This is a genomic window from Proteus vulgaris (genome assembly GCF_016239305.1).
GTDB classification, from domain to species: Bacteria; Pseudomonadota; Gammaproteobacteria; order Enterobacterales; family Enterobacteriaceae; genus Proteus; species Proteus vulgaris_C.
On sequence record NZ_JAEHOQ010000008.1, the window covers coordinates 1 to 18,584 of the forward strand.

15 protein-coding genes are annotated in these 18,584 nt (G+C 37.6%); 5 read left to right on the top strand and 10 right to left on the bottom strand.

Annotated features, from left to right (window positions below; all coding sequences use genetic code 11):
• Nucleotides 1-32 precede the first annotated feature (32 nt).
• Both JEP40_RS07470 and JEP40_RS07475 read left to right on the top strand, forming a co-directional pair.
• Nucleotides 33-1,775 (top strand): YadA-like family protein, encoded by a 1,743-nt coding sequence (locus JEP40_RS07470; protein ID WP_198623045.1) that lies wholly within the window; start codon nt 33-35, stop codon nt 1,773-1,775.
• Nucleotides 1,776-1,907: 132 nt separating this feature from the next.
• The gene (locus JEP40_RS07475) at nt 1,908-2,225 is read left to right on the top strand and encodes a hypothetical protein (protein WP_198623046.1); all 318 of its coding nucleotides are present in this window, start codon (nt 1,908-1,910) and stop codon (nt 2,223-2,225) included.
• A 230-nt stretch (nt 2,226-2,455) separates the two neighbouring features.
• On the opposite strand, the gene JEP40_RS07480 is transcribed toward JEP40_RS07475, so the two are convergent.
• The 7 genes from JEP40_RS07480 to ttrS form a co-directional block, all read right to left on the bottom strand.
• Nucleotides 2,456-2,866: an acyl-CoA thioesterase gene (locus tag JEP40_RS07480; RefSeq protein ID WP_198623047.1), complete on the bottom strand. Its 411-nt coding sequence runs from the start codon at nt 2,864-2,866 to the stop codon at nt 2,456-2,458.
• A 105-nt stretch (nt 2,867-2,971) separates the two neighbouring features.
• The gene (locus tag JEP40_RS07485; protein WP_198623048.1) at nt 2,972-3,751 is read right to left on the bottom strand and encodes a PhzF family phenazine biosynthesis protein; all 780 of its coding nucleotides are present in this window, start codon (nt 3,749-3,751) and stop codon (nt 2,972-2,974) included.
• 161 nt (nt 3,752-3,912) lie between these two features.
• On the bottom strand, nt 3,913-5,448 hold the full coding sequence (locus tag JEP40_RS07490; RefSeq protein WP_198623049.1) for a peptide MFS transporter: 1,536 nt from the start codon (nt 5,446-5,448) through the stop codon (nt 3,913-3,915).
• Between the two features lie 420 nt (nt 5,449-5,868).
• Nucleotides 5,869-7,077 (bottom strand): multidrug efflux MFS transporter MdtG, encoded by a 1,209-nt coding sequence (gene mdtG, locus JEP40_RS07495; RefSeq protein ID WP_198623050.1) that lies wholly within the window; start codon nt 7,075-7,077, stop codon nt 5,869-5,871.
• A 272-nt stretch (nt 7,078-7,349) separates the two neighbouring features.
• Nucleotides 7,350-8,291 carry a Kdo(2)-lipid IV(A) acyltransferase gene (locus JEP40_RS07500; RefSeq protein ID WP_198623051.1) on the bottom strand — a complete coding sequence of 314 codons (942 nt, stop codon included), beginning with the start codon at nt 8,289-8,291 and terminating at the stop codon, nt 7,350-7,352.
• 74 nt (nt 8,292-8,365) lie between these two features.
• Nucleotides 8,366-8,968, bottom strand: coding sequence for a tetrathionate respiration response regulator TtrR (gene ttrR / locus JEP40_RS07505; RefSeq protein ID WP_075673842.1), 603 nt, complete (start codon nt 8,966-8,968; stop codon nt 8,366-8,368).
• Between the two features lie 10 nt (nt 8,969-8,978).
• Nucleotides 8,979-10,742, bottom strand: a complete 1,764-nt coding sequence (gene ttrS / locus JEP40_RS07510; RefSeq protein WP_198623052.1) for a tetrathionate respiration histidine kinase TtrS — start codon at nt 10,740-10,742, stop codon at nt 8,979-8,981.
• A gap of 176 nt (nt 10,743-10,918) precedes the next feature.
• On the opposite strand from ttrS, the gene ttrB reads away from it, so the two are divergent.
• Genes ttrB through ttrA form a run of 3 tightly spaced genes read left to right on the top strand, consistent with a single transcriptional unit; the run spans nt 10,919 to nt 15,760 of the window.
• Nucleotides 10,919-11,662, top strand: a complete 744-nt coding sequence (gene ttrB, locus JEP40_RS07515) for a tetrathionate reductase subunit TtrB (RefSeq protein WP_332873066.1) — start codon at nt 10,919-10,921, stop codon at nt 11,660-11,662.
• Complete coding sequence (ttrC, locus tag JEP40_RS07520; protein ID WP_198623181.1) at nt 11,659-12,687, top strand: tetrathionate reductase subunit TtrC; 1,029 nt, start codon at nt 11,659-11,661, stop codon at nt 12,685-12,687. The genes ttrB and ttrC overlap by 4 nt, the downstream gene beginning before the upstream one ends.
• Nucleotides 12,680-15,760: a tetrathionate reductase subunit TtrA gene (ttrA, locus tag JEP40_RS07525; protein WP_198623053.1), complete on the top strand. Its 3,081-nt coding sequence runs from the start codon at nt 12,680-12,682 to the stop codon at nt 15,758-15,760. Before ttrC ends, ttrA begins: the two co-directional genes overlap by 8 nt.
• A 264-nt stretch (nt 15,761-16,024) precedes the next feature.
• Here the strand turns inward: ttrA and JEP40_RS19215 are convergent, their stop codons facing one another.
• The 3 genes from JEP40_RS19215 to pyrC all read right to left on the bottom strand — a co-directional run bounded on the left by JEP40_RS19215 (nt 16,025) and on the right by pyrC (nt 18,437).
• Nucleotides 16,025-16,627: a response regulator transcription factor gene (locus JEP40_RS19215; protein WP_198623054.1), complete on the bottom strand. Its 603-nt coding sequence runs from the start codon at nt 16,625-16,627 to the stop codon at nt 16,025-16,027.
• A 291-nt stretch (nt 16,628-16,918) separates the two neighbouring features.
• Entirely contained in the window at nt 16,919-17,173 is a 255-nt protein-coding gene (bssS, locus tag JEP40_RS07535) for a biofilm formation regulator BssS (protein ID WP_064720401.1), read from the bottom strand.
• A 211-nt stretch (nt 17,174-17,384) separates the two neighbouring features.
• A complete protein-coding gene (gene pyrC, locus JEP40_RS07540) occupies nt 17,385-18,437 on the bottom strand; it encodes a dihydroorotase (RefSeq protein ID WP_198623055.1) in 1,053 nt (350 codons plus the stop codon).
• Nucleotides 18,438-18,584: the final 147 nt, after the last annotated feature.

An 18,584-nucleotide genomic window follows, 5' to 3' on the forward strand; every position in this document is an offset into this window, starting at 1 on the left:
TATGAGTTTATTAATTATGGAGTGATATAAATATGATTTGCAATATAAGTTTCAAGGTGAAATTATTGGTTATTATATTATTTTCATCTACATTTTCTTATGCCAATAATACCACTTTATTAGGTGGGAGTAGTAAAGCAGATGGTAATGAATCGACAGCGGTTGGATATAATACGTGGGCACATTCAGACCAATCAACAGCGATTGGAGCTAATGCTGGTGCTGAAGGTGAAAATGCAACGGCAATCGGTCATAAAAGTACGGCAATAGGAGATAATGCATTGTCATTAGGAAGTGGGGCAATGGCAATTGGCGAAGGTTCTCTTTCTATTGGCTCTCAAGCTTATAGTGAAGGTAAGGATGCAATTAGCATAGGTAAAGGCGCAATAAATAATGCGGAAAATGGGGTAATATTAGGTAGCGGAAGTCATCTTTCAGATAGCGCTGAAAATTCGGTTCTTATTGGGCGTAAGTCATCAGGAACAGCAAGTAATGCTATTATCCTAGGTGATAAAAGCAGTAATAATCGAGATAATACGTTATCAATAGGTAGCGATAAAAATCAGCGACAAATTATTAATGTTGCAGCAGGAACACAAGATACAGATGCAGTGAATGTTTCTCAACTGCAAGAAGAGAAAAATAATATTCTTATCGAAGCTGATAAGCGTATTCGTGACAATAATGTCGTCATCAATGATAAAATTCAGCAAGAAAAAAACACTCTACTCAAAACAACCACAACACAAATAAATGAAAATAACAAACTAATACAAAACGATATTTCGAAAGCAAATGAAGCTGTATTGAAACAAAGTGAATCTAAAGCAAAGGTATTAGCTGATGATGCAAATAAAAAATCGAATCACTATACCGACAGCAAAATAAACGAACATCAAGATATTATTGTTAATTATATCAATGATGAAAAAAATGAATTTTATCTTTATACCGAAGATAAACTTTCAAAAATAAAAGCTGGTGTTGAGTCTTATGCTGACAATAAAGTCAATGATATAAAAGAAGAAATAGAAAAGCATACTAATAATAAAATTAGTGATTCTGAAAATGATATTAAAAATTATACAAATAATAGATTTGTTGAAATTGAAAATAGTAGTAAAGAATATACTGATTTTAAAATTAATGAGTATGATGAAGAAATAGTTGAGCACATTGGTAATATTAGAGATGAAATTGCGATATCAACAGAAGAGCAAGTTAAAGGATCAGAAAAAAGCGCCAATAGTTATACGGATATAGAAATTAGTAAAATAGCTTCAAGTATGGAAGGATTTATTGGTAAAAATAATGAAAAAATAAAAAGGGAGCGTGAGAAGTATATTACTCAAAAAGGAAATGAGTATATAAATACTACTAATAACATTATTAGTGAGAGAGATGAATCGTTGAAGGAATATATCGAAAGATCAAAGCATGATTCTATCTCTATTGCGAATGAATATACCAATAATAAAATTAAAAATATCTTTATTGATAACGATATCGCACTTAAAAATATGGATAATAAAATTGATAAGGCAGATAAAAGAGCAAGTGCGGGTATTGCTTCCGTTGCAGCTATGGCGAATATTCCCTATGTAACGGCTCACACTTTTAGTTTAGGTGTGGGCGTTGGTAATTATCGAGATGCCAATGCACTTGCAACAGGTGCTCAGTATCAAATAACAGAAAGTGCAATTATTCGCGTTTCAGCTTCATGGAATACGGAAGATCGTGGTGTTGTGGGTGGAGGTGTTTCTTATGGTTGGTAAGCGTTTACTGAATTACATTGTTTAGAATAATAATGAGAAATAAGGTCGTTTTTTCTTATAGGATTGACTGGCTTTTCTGTTGTCGATTTGAATAATAAGGATAACGACCTTTATTTTTATAATGAGACAATTATGATTTATCTTCATTCTGGTGGTGGCTGTATTGAAAAGCAAGTAAGAGTAAATCAAGCTGCCACAAATAAAGCACAAGAAATTGCTAACAATAAAATGAAGCCAATAATTCAAATAAGATCGCTTACTGACATTTCTGTAGATAACGAGGATATTGGCGCAATATTGCTCATTGAACCTTCCATCGATTTAGCGCTTGAAGTGGGGCAAAGATATTCACATTCTATTGATATTATTATTGCTGAAAGTGCAAAAATGGGAATGAAATTAACAGTTTGTCAGATTGAATTTTTAGTGATAAAAATCTGTGTTCTCTAAATCTCTGCTGTATGCAGTTATCCACATTAACTGTGGATAACTCTTGTCTTACGTGTTAGTAATCTTATAATTATTTGATTTTATTGAATATTTATTGTTGATTGAAAAATATCCATTTAAATTAATTATTTTAATGTCTTGTTATTACTAAGAATAATTTACGACACAATAAAATCATGTACTTTTTAATTAAGGCAGGTCAAAAGCGAGATTATACTCTTTATAAGAGGCTATTTTTCGAATAATGGCGTAGGTTTACCGGCATTGTCGACAGCTACAAAATTAAATTGGCCATGGATCACTTCTTCACGTCCTTCAGCGTACATATTTTCCAGAAAAATAGAGACATTAACAGTTAAGCTGGTGCGCCCAACACGAATAACTTCACCTACTAGCTCAATAATCGTGCCTGAAGGGATTGGGTGGTTAAAGTTGATTTTTTCGGTTGAAACAGTCACTAGACGTTTACGGCTAAAGCGTGTAGCGGTAATAAATGACACTTCGTCCATCCAAGCTAATGCAGTACCACCAAAGAGTGTAGAGTGATGATTGGTTGTGGTTGGAAAGATAACTTTAGAAACGCGAGTAACTGAATTTTTAATTTTATCTTGTAGTTCAGGAGATAAGTCAGAGATAGACATAACAATAAAGCCTTTTCTTTTTGATACTGTAGGGAAATTACCCACAGTATAAAATAGAGTAAATTGAAAGCAAAGTAGATGAATGGCTGATAGTGTCGTCAGTAATTAAAAGGTAATTTCGCCTGTTAGAAAAAGAGCAGCATCACCTGTAAGTAAAATACGACCATTATTTAATTCACAGTCGATATTTCCACCTCGCTTGGAGACTTGTCTTGCGTGTAATTGTTTTTTATTTAGCTTATTACTCCAAATAGGCACTAACACACAATGAGAGGTGCCAGTAACGGGATCTTCATTTACCCCTTTTACAGGTGCAAAAAAACGAGAAATAAAATCAAAAGGTTTATTGCCTTTAGCAGTAATAATAACGCCGGGTAAATCTAACTGTGCGATTTGAGCAAAATCAGGTTGATAATTAATCACCGTATCAGGATCAGACAAAAAGCAAACATATCTATCACGCGCCTGCCAAACTTCATTGATGGTTAAATTTAGTTGTATTTCGAGTTGTGATTTTATGCTGTTATTTAACGTTGCAGGAATGGACGGAAAATCAAGTGTAAAGAATGAATCTTGACAAGAGACTGTGAGCTCACCAGAAAACGAATGAAATTTAAATACATTATCTGGAGCGTGTTTAATCGTTTTTAATACAAATGCGGTGGCTAATGTGGCATGTCCACACAACGGTACTTCCATTTTTGGTGTAAACCAGCGAATGTGATTACCCACTAAAAAGGCGGTTTCAGGTAAATTAATTTCACTGGCAAGTGTAATTAAGGTGGTATCAGGCAACCATTTTTCTAACAAAATAACAGCAGCAGGATTTCCTGAAAAAGGTGTAGAGGAAAAGGCATTAACATAATAAATAGGAAGAACAGTCATTCCATTACCTTAGTGATAAACTATCAATAAATAGAAGATAATGAGATTAAGTGTTTTAAATACTCTGTGCAATATATAAAAATCACCTGTTAAATAACAAGTATAAAAGCAAAAAGCCATGCCTAAATAAACGAGGCATGGCTTCTAACGAACAAGTGAAATTAAGCTTGCGCTTTCTCTTTGCTGTCTGCGTTTTGTAAAATCTTACGAACTGGGATAATCAGTGCAGCAAGAACAACGGCACAAATAACTAGTGCGATAGAAACATGAGAGAAGAAATCAGGCATAACATCCAATTTGTCTGGACGAATATTTCCACCCATTAAACCAGCAGCTAAATTACCTAATGCGCTCGCACAGAACCATAATCCCATGACCTGCCCACGCATTCTTGCTGGGGCTAAAATAGTCATTGTGGCAAGGCCAATTGGACTTAGGCATAATTCACCTAATGTCAGCAATAAAATGCTACCAATTAACCAAAGTGGTGAAACACCTTGTCCTGTCGCGATAACGCTTTCAGATGCAAACATCATGACGGTAAAGCCACCCGCTGCAAATAAAATACCAATCACAAACTTAGTGATGCTGCTTAAATTCATATTCTTACGTGCCATCATTGGCCATAACCAACTAAAGACAGGCGCAAGAACAATAATAAACAGGGCGTTTACAGATTGGAACCAAACTGCAGGGATCTCAAAGCCCATAAAGTTTAGGTCTGTATAGTCATTGGCAAATAAGTTAAACGATGTCGGTTTTTGTTCGAATGCAGACCAGAAAAGGGCAGCTGAAACCAATAAGAGGAAACAAACAAATAAACGAGAACGGTCACTACTACTTAATCCAGCAAATAGGAATAAATAGATAAAATAGGCGATAACACTACCGGAAATCACATAGACCATAAAGTTAGCCACAGCAACTGGGTTAAAAGGAATAACACCAGAAATAATCAGGCCAACAATTGCCATAAGAACGACAGATAATGCTAAAATCCATTGACCGACATTACGACGAACAACCGTAGGGCGATCCCAGCTTGAATCTAAACCAACTTCGCTATCAAAGCGGCGCATGGTCGGTACTGCGTAAAAGCGGAAAATCAGTAACGCAACAAGCATACCAATTCCGCCGATACCAAAGCCCCAATGCCAGCCATAATCACGCACTAAGAAACCCGTGATTAGTGGTGCAATAAATGAGCCCATATTGATACCCATATAAAATAAGGAGAATCCACCATCACGGCGAGTATCATCCCTTTTATATAAGGTTCCTACCATCACAGTGACACAGGTTTTAAATAACCCTGTACCCAATACAATCAGTAATAAACCGATAAAGAACAGATCTTGTGACCAAAACGCAGAAAGTGCGATGGATAGGTGCCCTAATGCGATAAAGATAGAGCCATACCATACAGCTAGGCGCTGACCTAACCAGTTATCAGCTAACCAACCCCCTGGTAGCGATGTTAAATAAACACCGCCTGCGAAAATACCCACAATAGCAGATGCCTGCTCTCTGGGGATTTCCATGCCACCCTCATAAACAGTTGCCGCCATAAATAAAATTAATAATGGACGAATACCATAGAAAGAAAAGCGTTCCCACATTTCAGTGAAGAAAAGGGAGCTTAATGGATATGGGTGGCCAAAGAAAGTTCGGCTAGATTTTGAGTGAGTAGATTGCATCTTAAATTCCCAAAAAAAACCTCTACAGGTCGTTTGCAAGTAAAAAGAACAAAATATTAGCAAGTGATGAAACAAAATTATTTCATTTTGTTATCAGTGTTCACTGCATTTAATTAATATATTTTTAACATACTTCTGTCAGAATTTAGCGACTAAAAGTATATTTAATACTTTATAAACCATTTTTTGGTGCAAAAGTCGATAAAAATCTCATTTTACAATAGTTAACCTTGCAATTTTTTGAAAAAAGAGGACAAGAAAAATTTAGTAGTCTTAACAAATAGGTGTTAAGAATGTTCTTAATAAACAATAAATTACAAAAAACAGAATAAAAAAACTAACAATTAGGCCTTTAAATGTAAAAGTGTAATTTTTTGAAGAAAAAAAACTATTAACTGATCTTATTTGTGGATTTTTTAACTACTTTTCTTGTGGCGTTCTAAAGCTTAACCAAGAATAAATTAGATTAAAAAAGACAACAGCTGCGGTGAAATAAAAAACAGCTCTAAATCCATAGCTTGCAGCAACAAAAGCACCCATTAACGGTCCTGTAACATTTCCAACATCTCTTAGTGCTTGGTTATAACTGAAGATTCGACCCGCAATAGCTGGGGTAATGTTATAGAGAATAAGCGTTTGTACTGCAGGTAACATGGCAGCATTGACCGCACCAAGTAAAAAACGTAGTGCGCCAAGTTCCCAATAACTACTGACCAGCGCCATTGGAATTAGCATAAAAATAGAGAGTCCTAGAGTAAAAATAAGGACTTTATCAGGGCCAATTCTGTCCCCTAACTTACCAAAGCGAGGGGCACTAATAAGTGCTGCGATACCAGGAACTGACGCAATAACACCACTGATAAATGCAAGATTGCTAATAGGGCCAGTTAATTCACGGATATAAAGCGTTAAAATAGGCGTAACAGAACCTGTTGCAACTTGAATAATCATGGTGGTGAAAAATAAGCAAACAACCAGCCTTTTATTTTTTAGTGACGAAAACACTTGCTTTGTAGTTAGTGCATCTTTTTTAGAAACAGGGGTAAAGTTTTCACTCACGAAAAAGAGGGTGACTAGGAAACAAATAAATAAAACCGTTGAAGTAATAAAGAAGACAGGACGTAAACCATAGAGATCGGCAAGCATTCCTCCAATTAAAGGACCGATTAAAGCGCCACTTACAGCACCTGTTGAAAGGGTACCTAATGCCCACCCACTTTTTTTGACAGGAACTTGAGTTGCAATTAGTGCGTTAGCATTAGGAACAAAGCCACCTAATACACCCAGCAAGGCACGTAATACCAGTAATTGCCATATATTTTGTGCAAAACCAATTAATACCATGACGATTGCCATGCCAAGGGCAGAGCGTAATAGCATTAATTTTCGGCCTTTCCTATCAGATAATTTTCCCCAGAAAGGGGCAGCAATAGCAGAAAAAAGAAAAGTAATACTAAAAGCTACACCCGTCCAAAGGTTAAGCTCTTCATGATCGGTTATACCTAATTCTTCAACATATAAAGGAAGAAAAGGCATAATCAAACTAAAACCTGCGCCAGTTAGAAAACAACCAAACCAGACAATATAAAGATTACGTTTCCAAGAATTATTTCGGGGCTTGAGATCCATGTTACTCCTTTAGCCGAGAACGAGAGAGTAAACCAAGAAAATAGGCTGAACATAACCGTGGTGACGTTGAATATTGTGACAACGCATCGGTCTTCTTATTTATAGTGAATAAGAATATAGCCATGATACAGAATAAGTGCGATAGGTCTTGCTCTTATAATGTGTTTTTGCAGGAGTTTACAGCTTGTGCTGTTGTTGATTTTATTATTGTAGTTTCAGCGTGTTGTCATATTGCAAAGAGGCTGCTTTGGAATAAAACAGCCAATTAGTGATTAGTGTACTTTCTTTATTTCGTTATATAAAGAAGCGTCACCTTCTGGGCGGGTTTTAAAGCGACGATGCAACCACATATATTGGTCTGGTGCACGTAAAATCTCTTGTTCAACCACTTTATTCATCGCTTTAGCAGTATTTTCCTCATTATCAACAGGAAAATCAGCAACAGCCGGAGAAATAATTAACTCATAACCCTTACCTTCAGGTAAGCGTTTGGGCGTAAATGGAATTAATGCGGGTTTGCTGATTCTTGCCAGAACATAAGTTCCCGTTGTTGTTGCCGCTTTATCAACAGCAAACAAAGGTACAAAAACGCTTTTACGTGGACCATAATCATGGTCAGGTGCATACCAAACAATTTCACCCGCTTTTAAACTACGGATCATGCCTTTAACATCTTTTCTATCGATCATAAATTTATTAGAACGTAATCGACCCCATGTTTGTAGCCAGTCCATAACAGGATTATCGTTAGGGCGGTAAACACCAACTCCTGGGTTATAGATACCAAAAATACGAGCACCTAGTTCAAGAGTAAGAAAATGGATCCCAATAAGTAAGATGCCTTGTCCTTTTTCTTGAGCCGCTGAAATGTTTTCAAGTCCGCTGACTTTAAACCAGCGCTTAACTCGCCATTCAGGCCAGAACCAAGCCATTCCAGTCTCAAATAATCCCATACCAACAGATTCAAAATTTTTATTAACTAAAGCTTCTCGTTCACTTTTAGGCATTTGTGGAAAACAAAGTTCAAGATTTCGTTTCGCTATTTGGACACGTTTTTTTAAAAAAACTTTAGAGAAACGGCCTAGGCGTGTGCCTAGCCAATAAATGACAGGATAAGGAAGCAAAACCAGAATATAGAGTACTCCGATCCCAAACCAAGTCAGCCAATACTTAGGCTGCAAAAATGATTTTTTAAATGAAGGTGACTTTATCATAAGCCTATCTATTTACTATTTTTCCAATGAATATCTTATATTGTGACACTTTTTGGCGCAGATAAGAAATTTTGTCATAAATTAGGTGAAATTATTTCAATGCCTTGTAATGCAGTCACCAATTCAGCAATATTTTTAGCTGCCATTTTATCCATCACTTTGGCTCGATGTACTTCAACAGTTCTTATTGAAACACAAGCAACTTCAGCGATTTCTCGGTTCATTAAACCTTGAATAACATAATAAGCAATGTCTTTTTCTCTAGGGGTTAATGATGCATAGCGACGACGGATATCATGTGCTGTAAAACGGGTATTTGTTTCAAGAAATGCAGCATCTAGGGCAGATAATAATGCATTGCTATCAACGGGTTTTTGTAAAAAATCAATAGCTCCTTTTTTGATCTCTTCAACGGCCATAGGAATATCACCATGACCCGTTAAAAAAATTACAGAAAGTGTACTGTGTTTATCAATTAAATGCTGGTGGACTTGTCTACCGTCAGGTTTTGGCATTCGCATATCTAACAGCACAACTCCTTGTTGATAGAGATTAACGTTGTTGATAAAGAATTCGCTATCATTCCAAACATGGGCTGAATAACCTAAGCTTTCTAATAAAAACTGACAAGCATCAGTGACAGCAAGATCATCATCAACAAGGTGAATAGTGGGCATTTTTTCTCCGTTATTTATTTTTATTAGGGAAAATAAGCGTGATTTTTAATCCGACATTATTTTGCTCGTTTTGTTGATTTTCAATGTGAATATCCGCACCTTGAGAAAGCAATAATCGCTGGCAAATCACTAACCCTAATCCAAGCCCTTCCGTTTTTGTTGTTTGGAATGGGGAAAAAGGTTGTTCGAGCTGACTATGACTCATTCCGCCTGCATCATCTTCAATAACGACAAGCAATCTATCTGGTGCTTTGTGTGTACTTATCTTCAAGTGTTTCGCACCAGCTTGCAGGCTATTGGTGATTAAATTCGATAAAATTTGCTCTAATAAGGTTTCAGGTAAACACAGCGTATCATGTTCATCAACATTGGTTTTCAGTGAAACTTGTGGATATTTTTCTTCTACACGTAAAAGTTTCCAAATATGGTGGATACATTCCGCAATATTTTGATGAGAAAGCGTAATCGTATCTGTGTTAGGTGTCTGTTTTCCAACCCATAAACGTAGATTTCTAATAATATCAGCACCGCGTTGTGCTTGCTTGTCTATTTGTTGCAATGCAGGTAATAGTGGGTGTGACTCATTTTCTTTTTTAAGGCGAATAACACTGCCTTGTGCGTAACTTTTTATGGCAGAAAGAGGCTGATTAAGTTCATGAGCAAATCCTGAAGCCATCTCCCCCAATATATTTAAGCGTTGAGCATGCTCTAATTCTTCTTTTTGCTGTCTTAATCGATTATGGGCATGCTCTAATTGCTGACTGCGACGTCTTACTAAATAGCTAATCCACACTTGGTTTAAAATAAGAAAAAGAATAGCAACCAACGAAAGACCAATTATAAATTGGTGTTGAATTGCCCAACTTTTTGCATCTTGCCAAAGTTGCCTTTGTCGTGGATGTTGGTTGACTTCTCTGAGTAAGTTTTCAACTTGTGTATGTGACGCAGGAGCTCCCCATTTCATAGGTTTACTATCATCCGTGAGTAAAATGCGAGTCACTTTATCGACTAGCTCATCAGGCACAGTGTCTAACGCTGCAAATGACCAATTAGGATACAAGGGGGTGCTAGTTAAGCACGGCGTGTTAGTTTGATAGGAAATCACTGGGCGATAATCACCTTTTCGAATCAACCCTTCATTATCCATATTTTCTAGTAGGCAGACGGGAATAATTGCCGCGTTAATATCTTCATCTCGTAAGAGATAAAGCAAGGCATCGGCGGGAAAACCAGTGAAACGTAATGTGAAATCTTTATCGGGATCAATACCTTCTTCGCGTAGCGTTTTATAACCTAAAAGATAACCACCGAAAGCATCAGGTGCAATGGCGCCGACACGCTTTCCTATTAGTTCGTGAACAGAGGTAATTGGGCTGTCATTACGAACTAAAATCAGACTACCAATCACATTTCGTGTTGTGTTATCAGGCTCATAACCAGAGCGTAACGAGAGTAACCAGCGTAATGGAAAAGCATTATCCAATTGAATAAATTGCGCAGGATTTGTCAGTAAGAAATCAACATTTTTTTTTGCTACCGCTAGCTTCATTTCTTCCAGGTTTAAAGGAACTAACACAAACGTTTCTGAAGGGAATTGTTCATTTAATGTTTGAACAAGAGGCAACCAGTGTCTTTGTGTTGAAGCATCGCCCCGTAAGGCTAAGACGCCAATGTTCCACTCTTTTGCGATGGCGTGTAGAGGAAGTACAAAAAAGAGCAGTAATAATCCGATAGTTACTGCGTTTCTTATCCCAATTATCTGTTTTATCGTCATAAATATCTAATGTTAAATATTGTTTTGGATCAAGTTCATACCCGGTATGTGGTAAACCACAATAGGTGTTGTCTTCAGTAATTTTTACAATGCACTTATAACAAAACACATACTTTTACTTTCTATTTCCTTCACTCATTGTGAGATTGTGTTGTTGAGTGATGCTGGAGACAAATATGGATCTTGGAAAACGAAAATTTTTACAACAATTAGGGGTCCTTACTGCGGGTGCTTCACTGGTTCCTTTAGCTGAAGCCGGCATTAAATTATCACCTGAGCGTCGTGAGGGCTCAGAAGATAAACGCTATGGCATGCTGATTGATTTACGCCGTTGTGTAGGATGCCAGTCCTGCACTGTGAGCTGTAATATTGAAAATCAGACACCCCAAGGGCAATTTAGGACGACAGTAAACCAATATCAGGTTGCTATCAAGGGGCAAGAGGGGATAACTAACGTCTTACTACCTAGATTATGTAACCATTGCGATGAACCACCTTGTGTGCCAGTTTGTCCAGTCCAAGCAACTTTCCAACGTAAAGACGGCATTGTTGTTGTTGATAATGAACGTTGTGTCGGTTGTGCGTATTGTGTTCAAGCATGTCCTTATGATGCACGTTTTATTAATCACTCAACACAAACTGCGGATAAATGCACTTTCTGTGCACATCGCCTTGAAGTCGGTCTATTACCTGCCTGTGTCGAATCCTGTGTTGGTGGCGCGCGTATTATCGGTGATATGAAAGATCCTAATAGCACTATCAGCAAAATGCTACGTACACATGAGAAAGAGCTGAAAGTATTAAAACCAGAAAGTGGCACATTACCACAAGTTTTCTATCTCGGTCTCAATGATGCATTTGTACAACCGTTAGTAGGTCAAGGACAACCCGCATTATGGCAGCAGGAGGTTCACTCATGATCCCGCAAGTTTCTCAAATTCAAGAAGTGATGGCGATCCCGCAAGAATATTTTTGGTTGCCTTGGGCTGTGCAGTATTTCTTTTTTATTGGTATTGCTTGCAGTGCAACACTTTACGCATGTTGGCAGTGTTGGAAAGGTCGTGCAGGTAATCAACGTTTAGAAGCCGTTGCGGTATTTATTGCAGTAACTGCTGGTATTACGGCACCGCTTGCTTTAACAGCAGATTTACACCAAACAGCGCGTGTATGGCACTTTTATGCTTATCCAACACCGTGGTCGTGGATGGCATGGGGTTCTCTGTTATTGCCATTATTCTCAGCGTTTAGCATGCTTTATTTTGTGGCAATGGTTGTTCGCTTAGTGTGGAAACGTGAATATAAATTAACACGTTGGGTTGCATTAGCTTGCTCATTAACTGCAATTGGTTTGCTGTTATATACAGGGCGCGAAGCTTCTATCTTAAAAGCAAGACCTGTGTTGTATACCTATTGGTTACCGATCCTACTGTTCTTTAGTGCAATGCAAGTACTACCAACATTGTTGGCATTAGGAACGCGTCGTGAACCTGCACATCAGCGTGAATTAGCGATGTGGTTTATAAGTTCATTAATGTTATTAGCAGTGTGTACGGGCTTTTGGATTGCAGGCGATACGATCTCAGGTCAAGCCATTAGGCAGCAATTAGCAATGGGAAGTCTTGGCTGGTGGAGTGCTATGGGTGTTATCGCACTATGGATTATCGCTCTCGTGATGGGACTTTTGATGGCAAAACAAGCCCGTTCGGTTGTATTTATTACCATTATGGCATTTGTATCAATGGGGCTTGCGTGGGTATTACGCTGGTTAATGTTAATGGGAGCGCAATATATTCCCAAATATAACATTATTACAAATCCTTATGAATTTACGCTAGGCAATGATGGTCTGATGGCAATTGTCGGAACATTTGGATTGTGGATAGCGTTAACCATCATATTTAGAGAAAGTATTCGTTGGGTTGTCAGGAGAGTGCAGCATGGCTAAGTTTACAAGACGTCAATGGCTTAAAGGTGGGTTAGTTATAGGTGGTATTGCCGCATTTGCTGCCAGCTACCGTGATGTTGCTAAACGTGCCGTAGATGGTTTAGTTGATGGCACATCGGGCAAGGTGACACTTGACAGGATCAATGGCAACTCATTATTACCTGAAGGTAAGGTTGTTAAAGAGAAAAAATGGCAAGCGAATACTGATCAATCTGTTTGTATGACCCAGTGTTTTGGTTGTTGGACGCAATGCGGTGTTCGTGCCCGTGTTGATAGAGCAAACAATAAAGTGTTACGTATTGCTGGTAACCCTTATCATCCACTTTCTCATGATCATCATTTTGGCTACAACATGCCAATTAAAGAAGCATTTGAAAAAATGAGTGGTGAAAGTGGGTTAGAAAATCGCTCTACGGCTTGTGCGCGTGGCGCAACCATGATGGAAAGCCTTGATAGCCCAACACGTATTCTTGAACCGATGAAACGAATCGGTAAACGTGGTGAAGGTAAATGGAAACGCATCAGTTTTGAACAATTGATCAAAGAAATTGTTGAAGGCGGTGATTTATTCGGGGAAGGTCATGTTGATGGTTTACGTGCCATCCGTGACTTAGAGACTCTGATCGATCCCAAACAACCCGCATTAGGCCCTAAAGCTAACCAATTATTAATGACAAATGCAGGTGATGATGGACGTGATACGTTTATTCGTCGCTTCGCTCAAAATTCATTTGGTAGTAAAAACTTTGGTGCTCATGGCTCTTATTGTGGATTAGCGTATCGAGCTGGTTCTGGCGCGTTAATGAACGATTTAGATAAAAACGCCCACGTTAAACCTGATTGGGATTACGTTGAGTTTGCACTATTCTTAGGAACCTCACCTGCACAATCAGGCAACCCATTTAAACGCCAAGGCCGCCAATTAGCTAATGCACGTATTCGTGATTCATTTAACTATGTTGTGGTGGCGCCAGCATTACCGTTAACCACTACGTTAGCGAACGATCACGGTCACTGGGTTCCTGTTCAACCGGGAACGGATGCTGCTTTAGTGATGGGAATGATCCGTTGGATCATTGAAAACAAGCGCTACAATGCAGACTATCTGTCAGTACCTAGCGAAGTTTCAATGAAAAATGTGGGTGAGAAGAGCTGGACAAATGCGACTCACCTTGTGATCAGTGATGAAAAGCATCCACTTTCAGGACAAATGCTCACAACGGCGCATTTTAATGATGTTGCTGAAGGGGAAGAGCAAAACTTAGTGTTATCACTAGATGGTGAATTAGTTCCTGCAACACAAGTTGATAAAGCACAATTATTTGCTACGTATAAAGTCACTTTAAAAACAGGCACCGAAGTGACTGTAAAATCAAGTTTTCAATTACTTGATGACGCAGCTAAACGTATGACACTGGCTGAATATAGTGAGCGTTGTAAAGTACCAGAAACGACCATTGCTGCATTAGGCCGTGAATTCACCGCTTATGGACGAAAAGCTGCCGTTATCTCTCATGGCGGTATGATGGGAGGAAATGGTTTTTATACTGCTTGGAGTGTGATTATGCTCAATGCACTAATAGGTAACTTAAACCTTAAAGGTGGAGTATCTGTTGGTGGCGGTAAATTTAACGGCGCAACAGATGGCCCTTGTTACAAAATGGATAGTTTTAAGGGGAAAGTAAAACCCAAAGGTATGGTGTTATCACGTAGTAAAGCAGCCTATGAAAAATCGGATGAATATCGTGAGCGTGTAGAGAAAGGGGAATCTCCATATCCGGCAAAAGCACCTTGGTATCCGTTTGCAGCGGGGCAATTAACTGAGCAATTGGGTTCTGCATTAGCGGGTTATCCTTATTCATTAAAAGCATGGATCACGAATATGACCAATCCTGTTTATGGGATTGCTGGTATTCGTCAAGTAATGGAAGAGCGTCTTAAGGATCCGAAGCATCTGCCTTTAATTATTGGTATTGATGCCTTTATGAATGAAACAACGGCACTGGCAGATTATATCGTTCCTGATACACATAACTTTGAAAGTTGGGGATTTAGTGCGCCTTGGTCTGGTGTTCAAGTGAAAGCAAGTACAGCACGTTGGCCGATTATTGAACCTCGTGTTGCTAAAACAGCGGAAGGTCAACCAATCTCAATGGAAACATTCTGTATTGCTGTTGCAAAAGCCTTAGATTTACCCGGCTTTGGTGATAAAGCTATTGAAGATATGGATGGAAATTTCTATCCAATCAATAGTGCAGAAGATTACTATTTACGTGTTGCTGCTAATATGGCGTTTATGGGTGAAAAGCCAGTTGCACCTGCGACTAATGAAGATATTTTGTTGAGTGGTGTTGATCGAATTTTGCCAGCAATGACTTCCACATTAAAAAATGAAGAAGTATTGCGTGTTGCATATATTTATACCCGAGGCGGTCGTTTTGCTCCTTATGACAAAGCATGGAATGGTGACGAAACGGGGCCTCAGTGGAAAAAACCATTACAAATTTGGAATGAAGAAGTTGCGAAAAACCATCATGCAATAACGGGAGAACGTTATAGCGGTTGTCCAACTTATTATCCACCACGTCTTTCAGATGGTAGTGATATTCATCAGCATTACCCTGAAAACCAATGGCCATTAAAACTAATGTCCTTTAAGTCTCATGTGGTGAGTAGTTCAACGGGTATGATCCAACGTTTACGAATGGTGAAACCGAGCAACTTGGTCGCAATTAATCCTCAAGATGGTAAAAAATGGGGTGTTAGCCATGGTGATAAGGTTCGTATTGTAACACCTGGTGGGCAAGTTGAAGCTGAGATTAGTTTACTCGATGGTGTGATGCCAGGTGTTTTAGCGATTGAACATGGTTATGGGCATCAAGAATTAGGCTCTCGTCAACATTATTTAGATGAACAACCTTTACCGATGGATAAAGGTATTGGTAATGGTATCAACCTTAATGATTTAGGGTTTGCTGATCCAACAAGAGAGATAACCAATACTTGGTTAGACTGGGTATCGGGTGCCTCTGTTCGTCAAGGTTTACCCGCTAAAATTGAACGTATCGCTTAATTATCTGCCTTTAGTTTTAACCCATCACTTCACTCTTCAAAATGGAGAGTGAAGTGATAACAAAATAAATAGCTTATTTTTATATTATAAAATAGACATAAGATTAGTTTAATTATTTTAATATCATATGTACCCTACATACATAATATTATAATAAATTTAAGGTGACTAACACGTCTATTCGTCACCATACTTACAGTGAGTAATAATAGGAATCGGACTCCTTTTTTCTTTTGTTTATTTTATAATGTAAAAGGTACAAGACTACTTTTCATATATGTATTTTAAAATGTTATATATGAAAAATAACTCAATTCTATTTTTTACGTTAATTTTTTCAGTAATGTGTCTCTTGTGTGAATATACCGTGCTATTACTAATACGTAGCTTTTTAGCTATTTGGTGATTAGGTAATTCGTTCATCCAATAATTAATAATTTTTTGCTCTTGTGTGCTGAAAATAGAACACATAGAGTGTTTATATGTTGGAAAAAATACTTGGCATCGTGATGTGAATAAAGAGGTTTTTTCAAGCACCCAAGGAAGTACTCTTTTTGGAAGGATAAAACAGTTATTTGTCAATGCGATAGGTCTTTCTTTATCAGGGTAGTTTGCATCAATGTAGAGATAAAGTCGGCAATTTTTTGTTGAAATGAAAAAAAGTTGCAAATGTTGGCAGTGTGCTATTTCTCGGCAATATCGAGTAAGATCAATAAATATAATATCAGGCATAGAATGATTAATATAATTATTGGCTTCTTGTATAGATGATACATCAATAATTTCATGTCTTATATTTCTCTTAGAGAAATAATGTTTTATACCATTACGAGTAAAGAAACACTCATCAATAATTAATACTTTCACAAATAACTTCCTTGTTTGTTTCTATTTTATTAATTTATTAAAATAAAGATAACTTCATTTTATGTCAATTCGGCTTATATATTATTTTTCTAAAGATATATCGAATAAAATAATTATTATTACTCTTGTATTAAATAATGATTTATTTATTAATGTTGTTAATTATTTTTTATGATATGAAATTTACGAATGGATAATATATAAGAGATAATTATGTTGAATAATAAAAATGAGAACAGGAGTACATTGTACTCCTGCTTTGCGTTCGCTATCTTTTTGTCGATCTTTTTATTAATGCTTGGTGTTGTCTGAAACAGAATCTTCAGATGATTCAATTTTATCAATACCTGCTTGAAGAATATGAATCAACTGTTTAGCTATGTCTGTTGTGAGCCAAAGTGTCTTATCTACAACTGCATTTTCTGGATGATGTTCATTTTCAGGGAGATAATGTAAACGCAACATCATGGCATCGTAGATGTCAACAGTACTGATATCCCAGCCTACAACAGGATGTGTCTGTATAACTTCATTTTTTCTACTCATAATACCTCCTAATCATACAGCCGGTTTTGACTAAGAGAGAAGCTCCCACACAATGTGGTTACTTTTCAGTATACGAGATTTATCATGATTAAAAAGATAAATTTTTGTTGTAACAAAAAAATGTGTGCTGGCTCTGATAAAAGAGTAATGCACCATTAACAGTCGAACATATGTTATATGGTGCATTTTAGATAAATATCAAGGGGCAAGATTAATCGACAGTAATATCCCAGTGAATATCTTCATTTGCTAAGAATGGGATAAGTGCTTCATTACCACAAAGAATTTTAGCAGGTGCTTCAATGGTTTTTTCTGTTAGCGTAATGGTACCTTCATTTACAGGTAACCCATAAAAATGTGGACCATTGAGTGAACAGAATGCTTCAAAGTGCGCTAATGCATCAAGATCTTTAAATACGGTTGCATAGGCGGCTAATGCAGTAGGGGCGTTGAATACACCCGCACAGCCGCAAGAGGACTCTTTTCGATGTTGCAAATGTGGTGCAGAATCTGTTCCTAAGAAAAAGCGAGAATTTCCAGATGCTACTGCTTGTCTTAATGCTTCTTGGTGAACATTACGTTTAAGAATTGGTAGGCAATAGAGATGAGGCTTAACACCGCCAACTAACATATGATTGCGGTTAAACATCAAGTGTTGCGGAGTAATGGTGGCACCGAGAAATTCATTTCCTTCTAACACATACTGAGCGGCTTCTTTGGTTGTAATATGTTCAAAAACTATTTTTAGCTCAGGAAATTGTTTGCGTACAGGAGACATAACGCTATCGATGAAACGCGCTTCTCTATCAAAAATATCAATATGTGAAGCAGTAACTTCGCCGTGGATCAACAATGGCATACCGATTTTTTCCATCACACTTAAGATTGGATAAATCTTTGTAATATCAGATACACCATGGCTTGAGTTTGTTGTTGCATTTGCAGGGTAAAGCTTACAGGCGGTGAAAACACCTTGTAAAAAACCTTGTTCGACTTCTGAAGGCAGTGTGCTATCCGTTAAATAACAAGTCATTAAAGGTTCGAAGTTATCACCAGCAGGAATAGCCGCTTTAATACGATCACGATAAGTACGAGCAGCTTCAATGGTTGTTACGGGTGGAACAAGGTTTGGCATGACAATGGCTCTGCCAAAATAACGACTGGTATAAGGAACAACAGTTTTTAGCATGTCATCATCACGAAAGTGAACATGCCAATCATCAGGACGGCGAATAGTGAGAGTGATAGGTTGTGTAGTGGTCATATACCGGCTCCGTGTGTCTTAGGAAAATCGAAAGATCAAGGATTGGATTGGACTAAGTAGTCAAGCCGGAAACGAATGCTAATACGAAAACGATTAAATAGCTACCATTTAATCGTATTTTTTATTATTTATTATAGAGTACCGTAA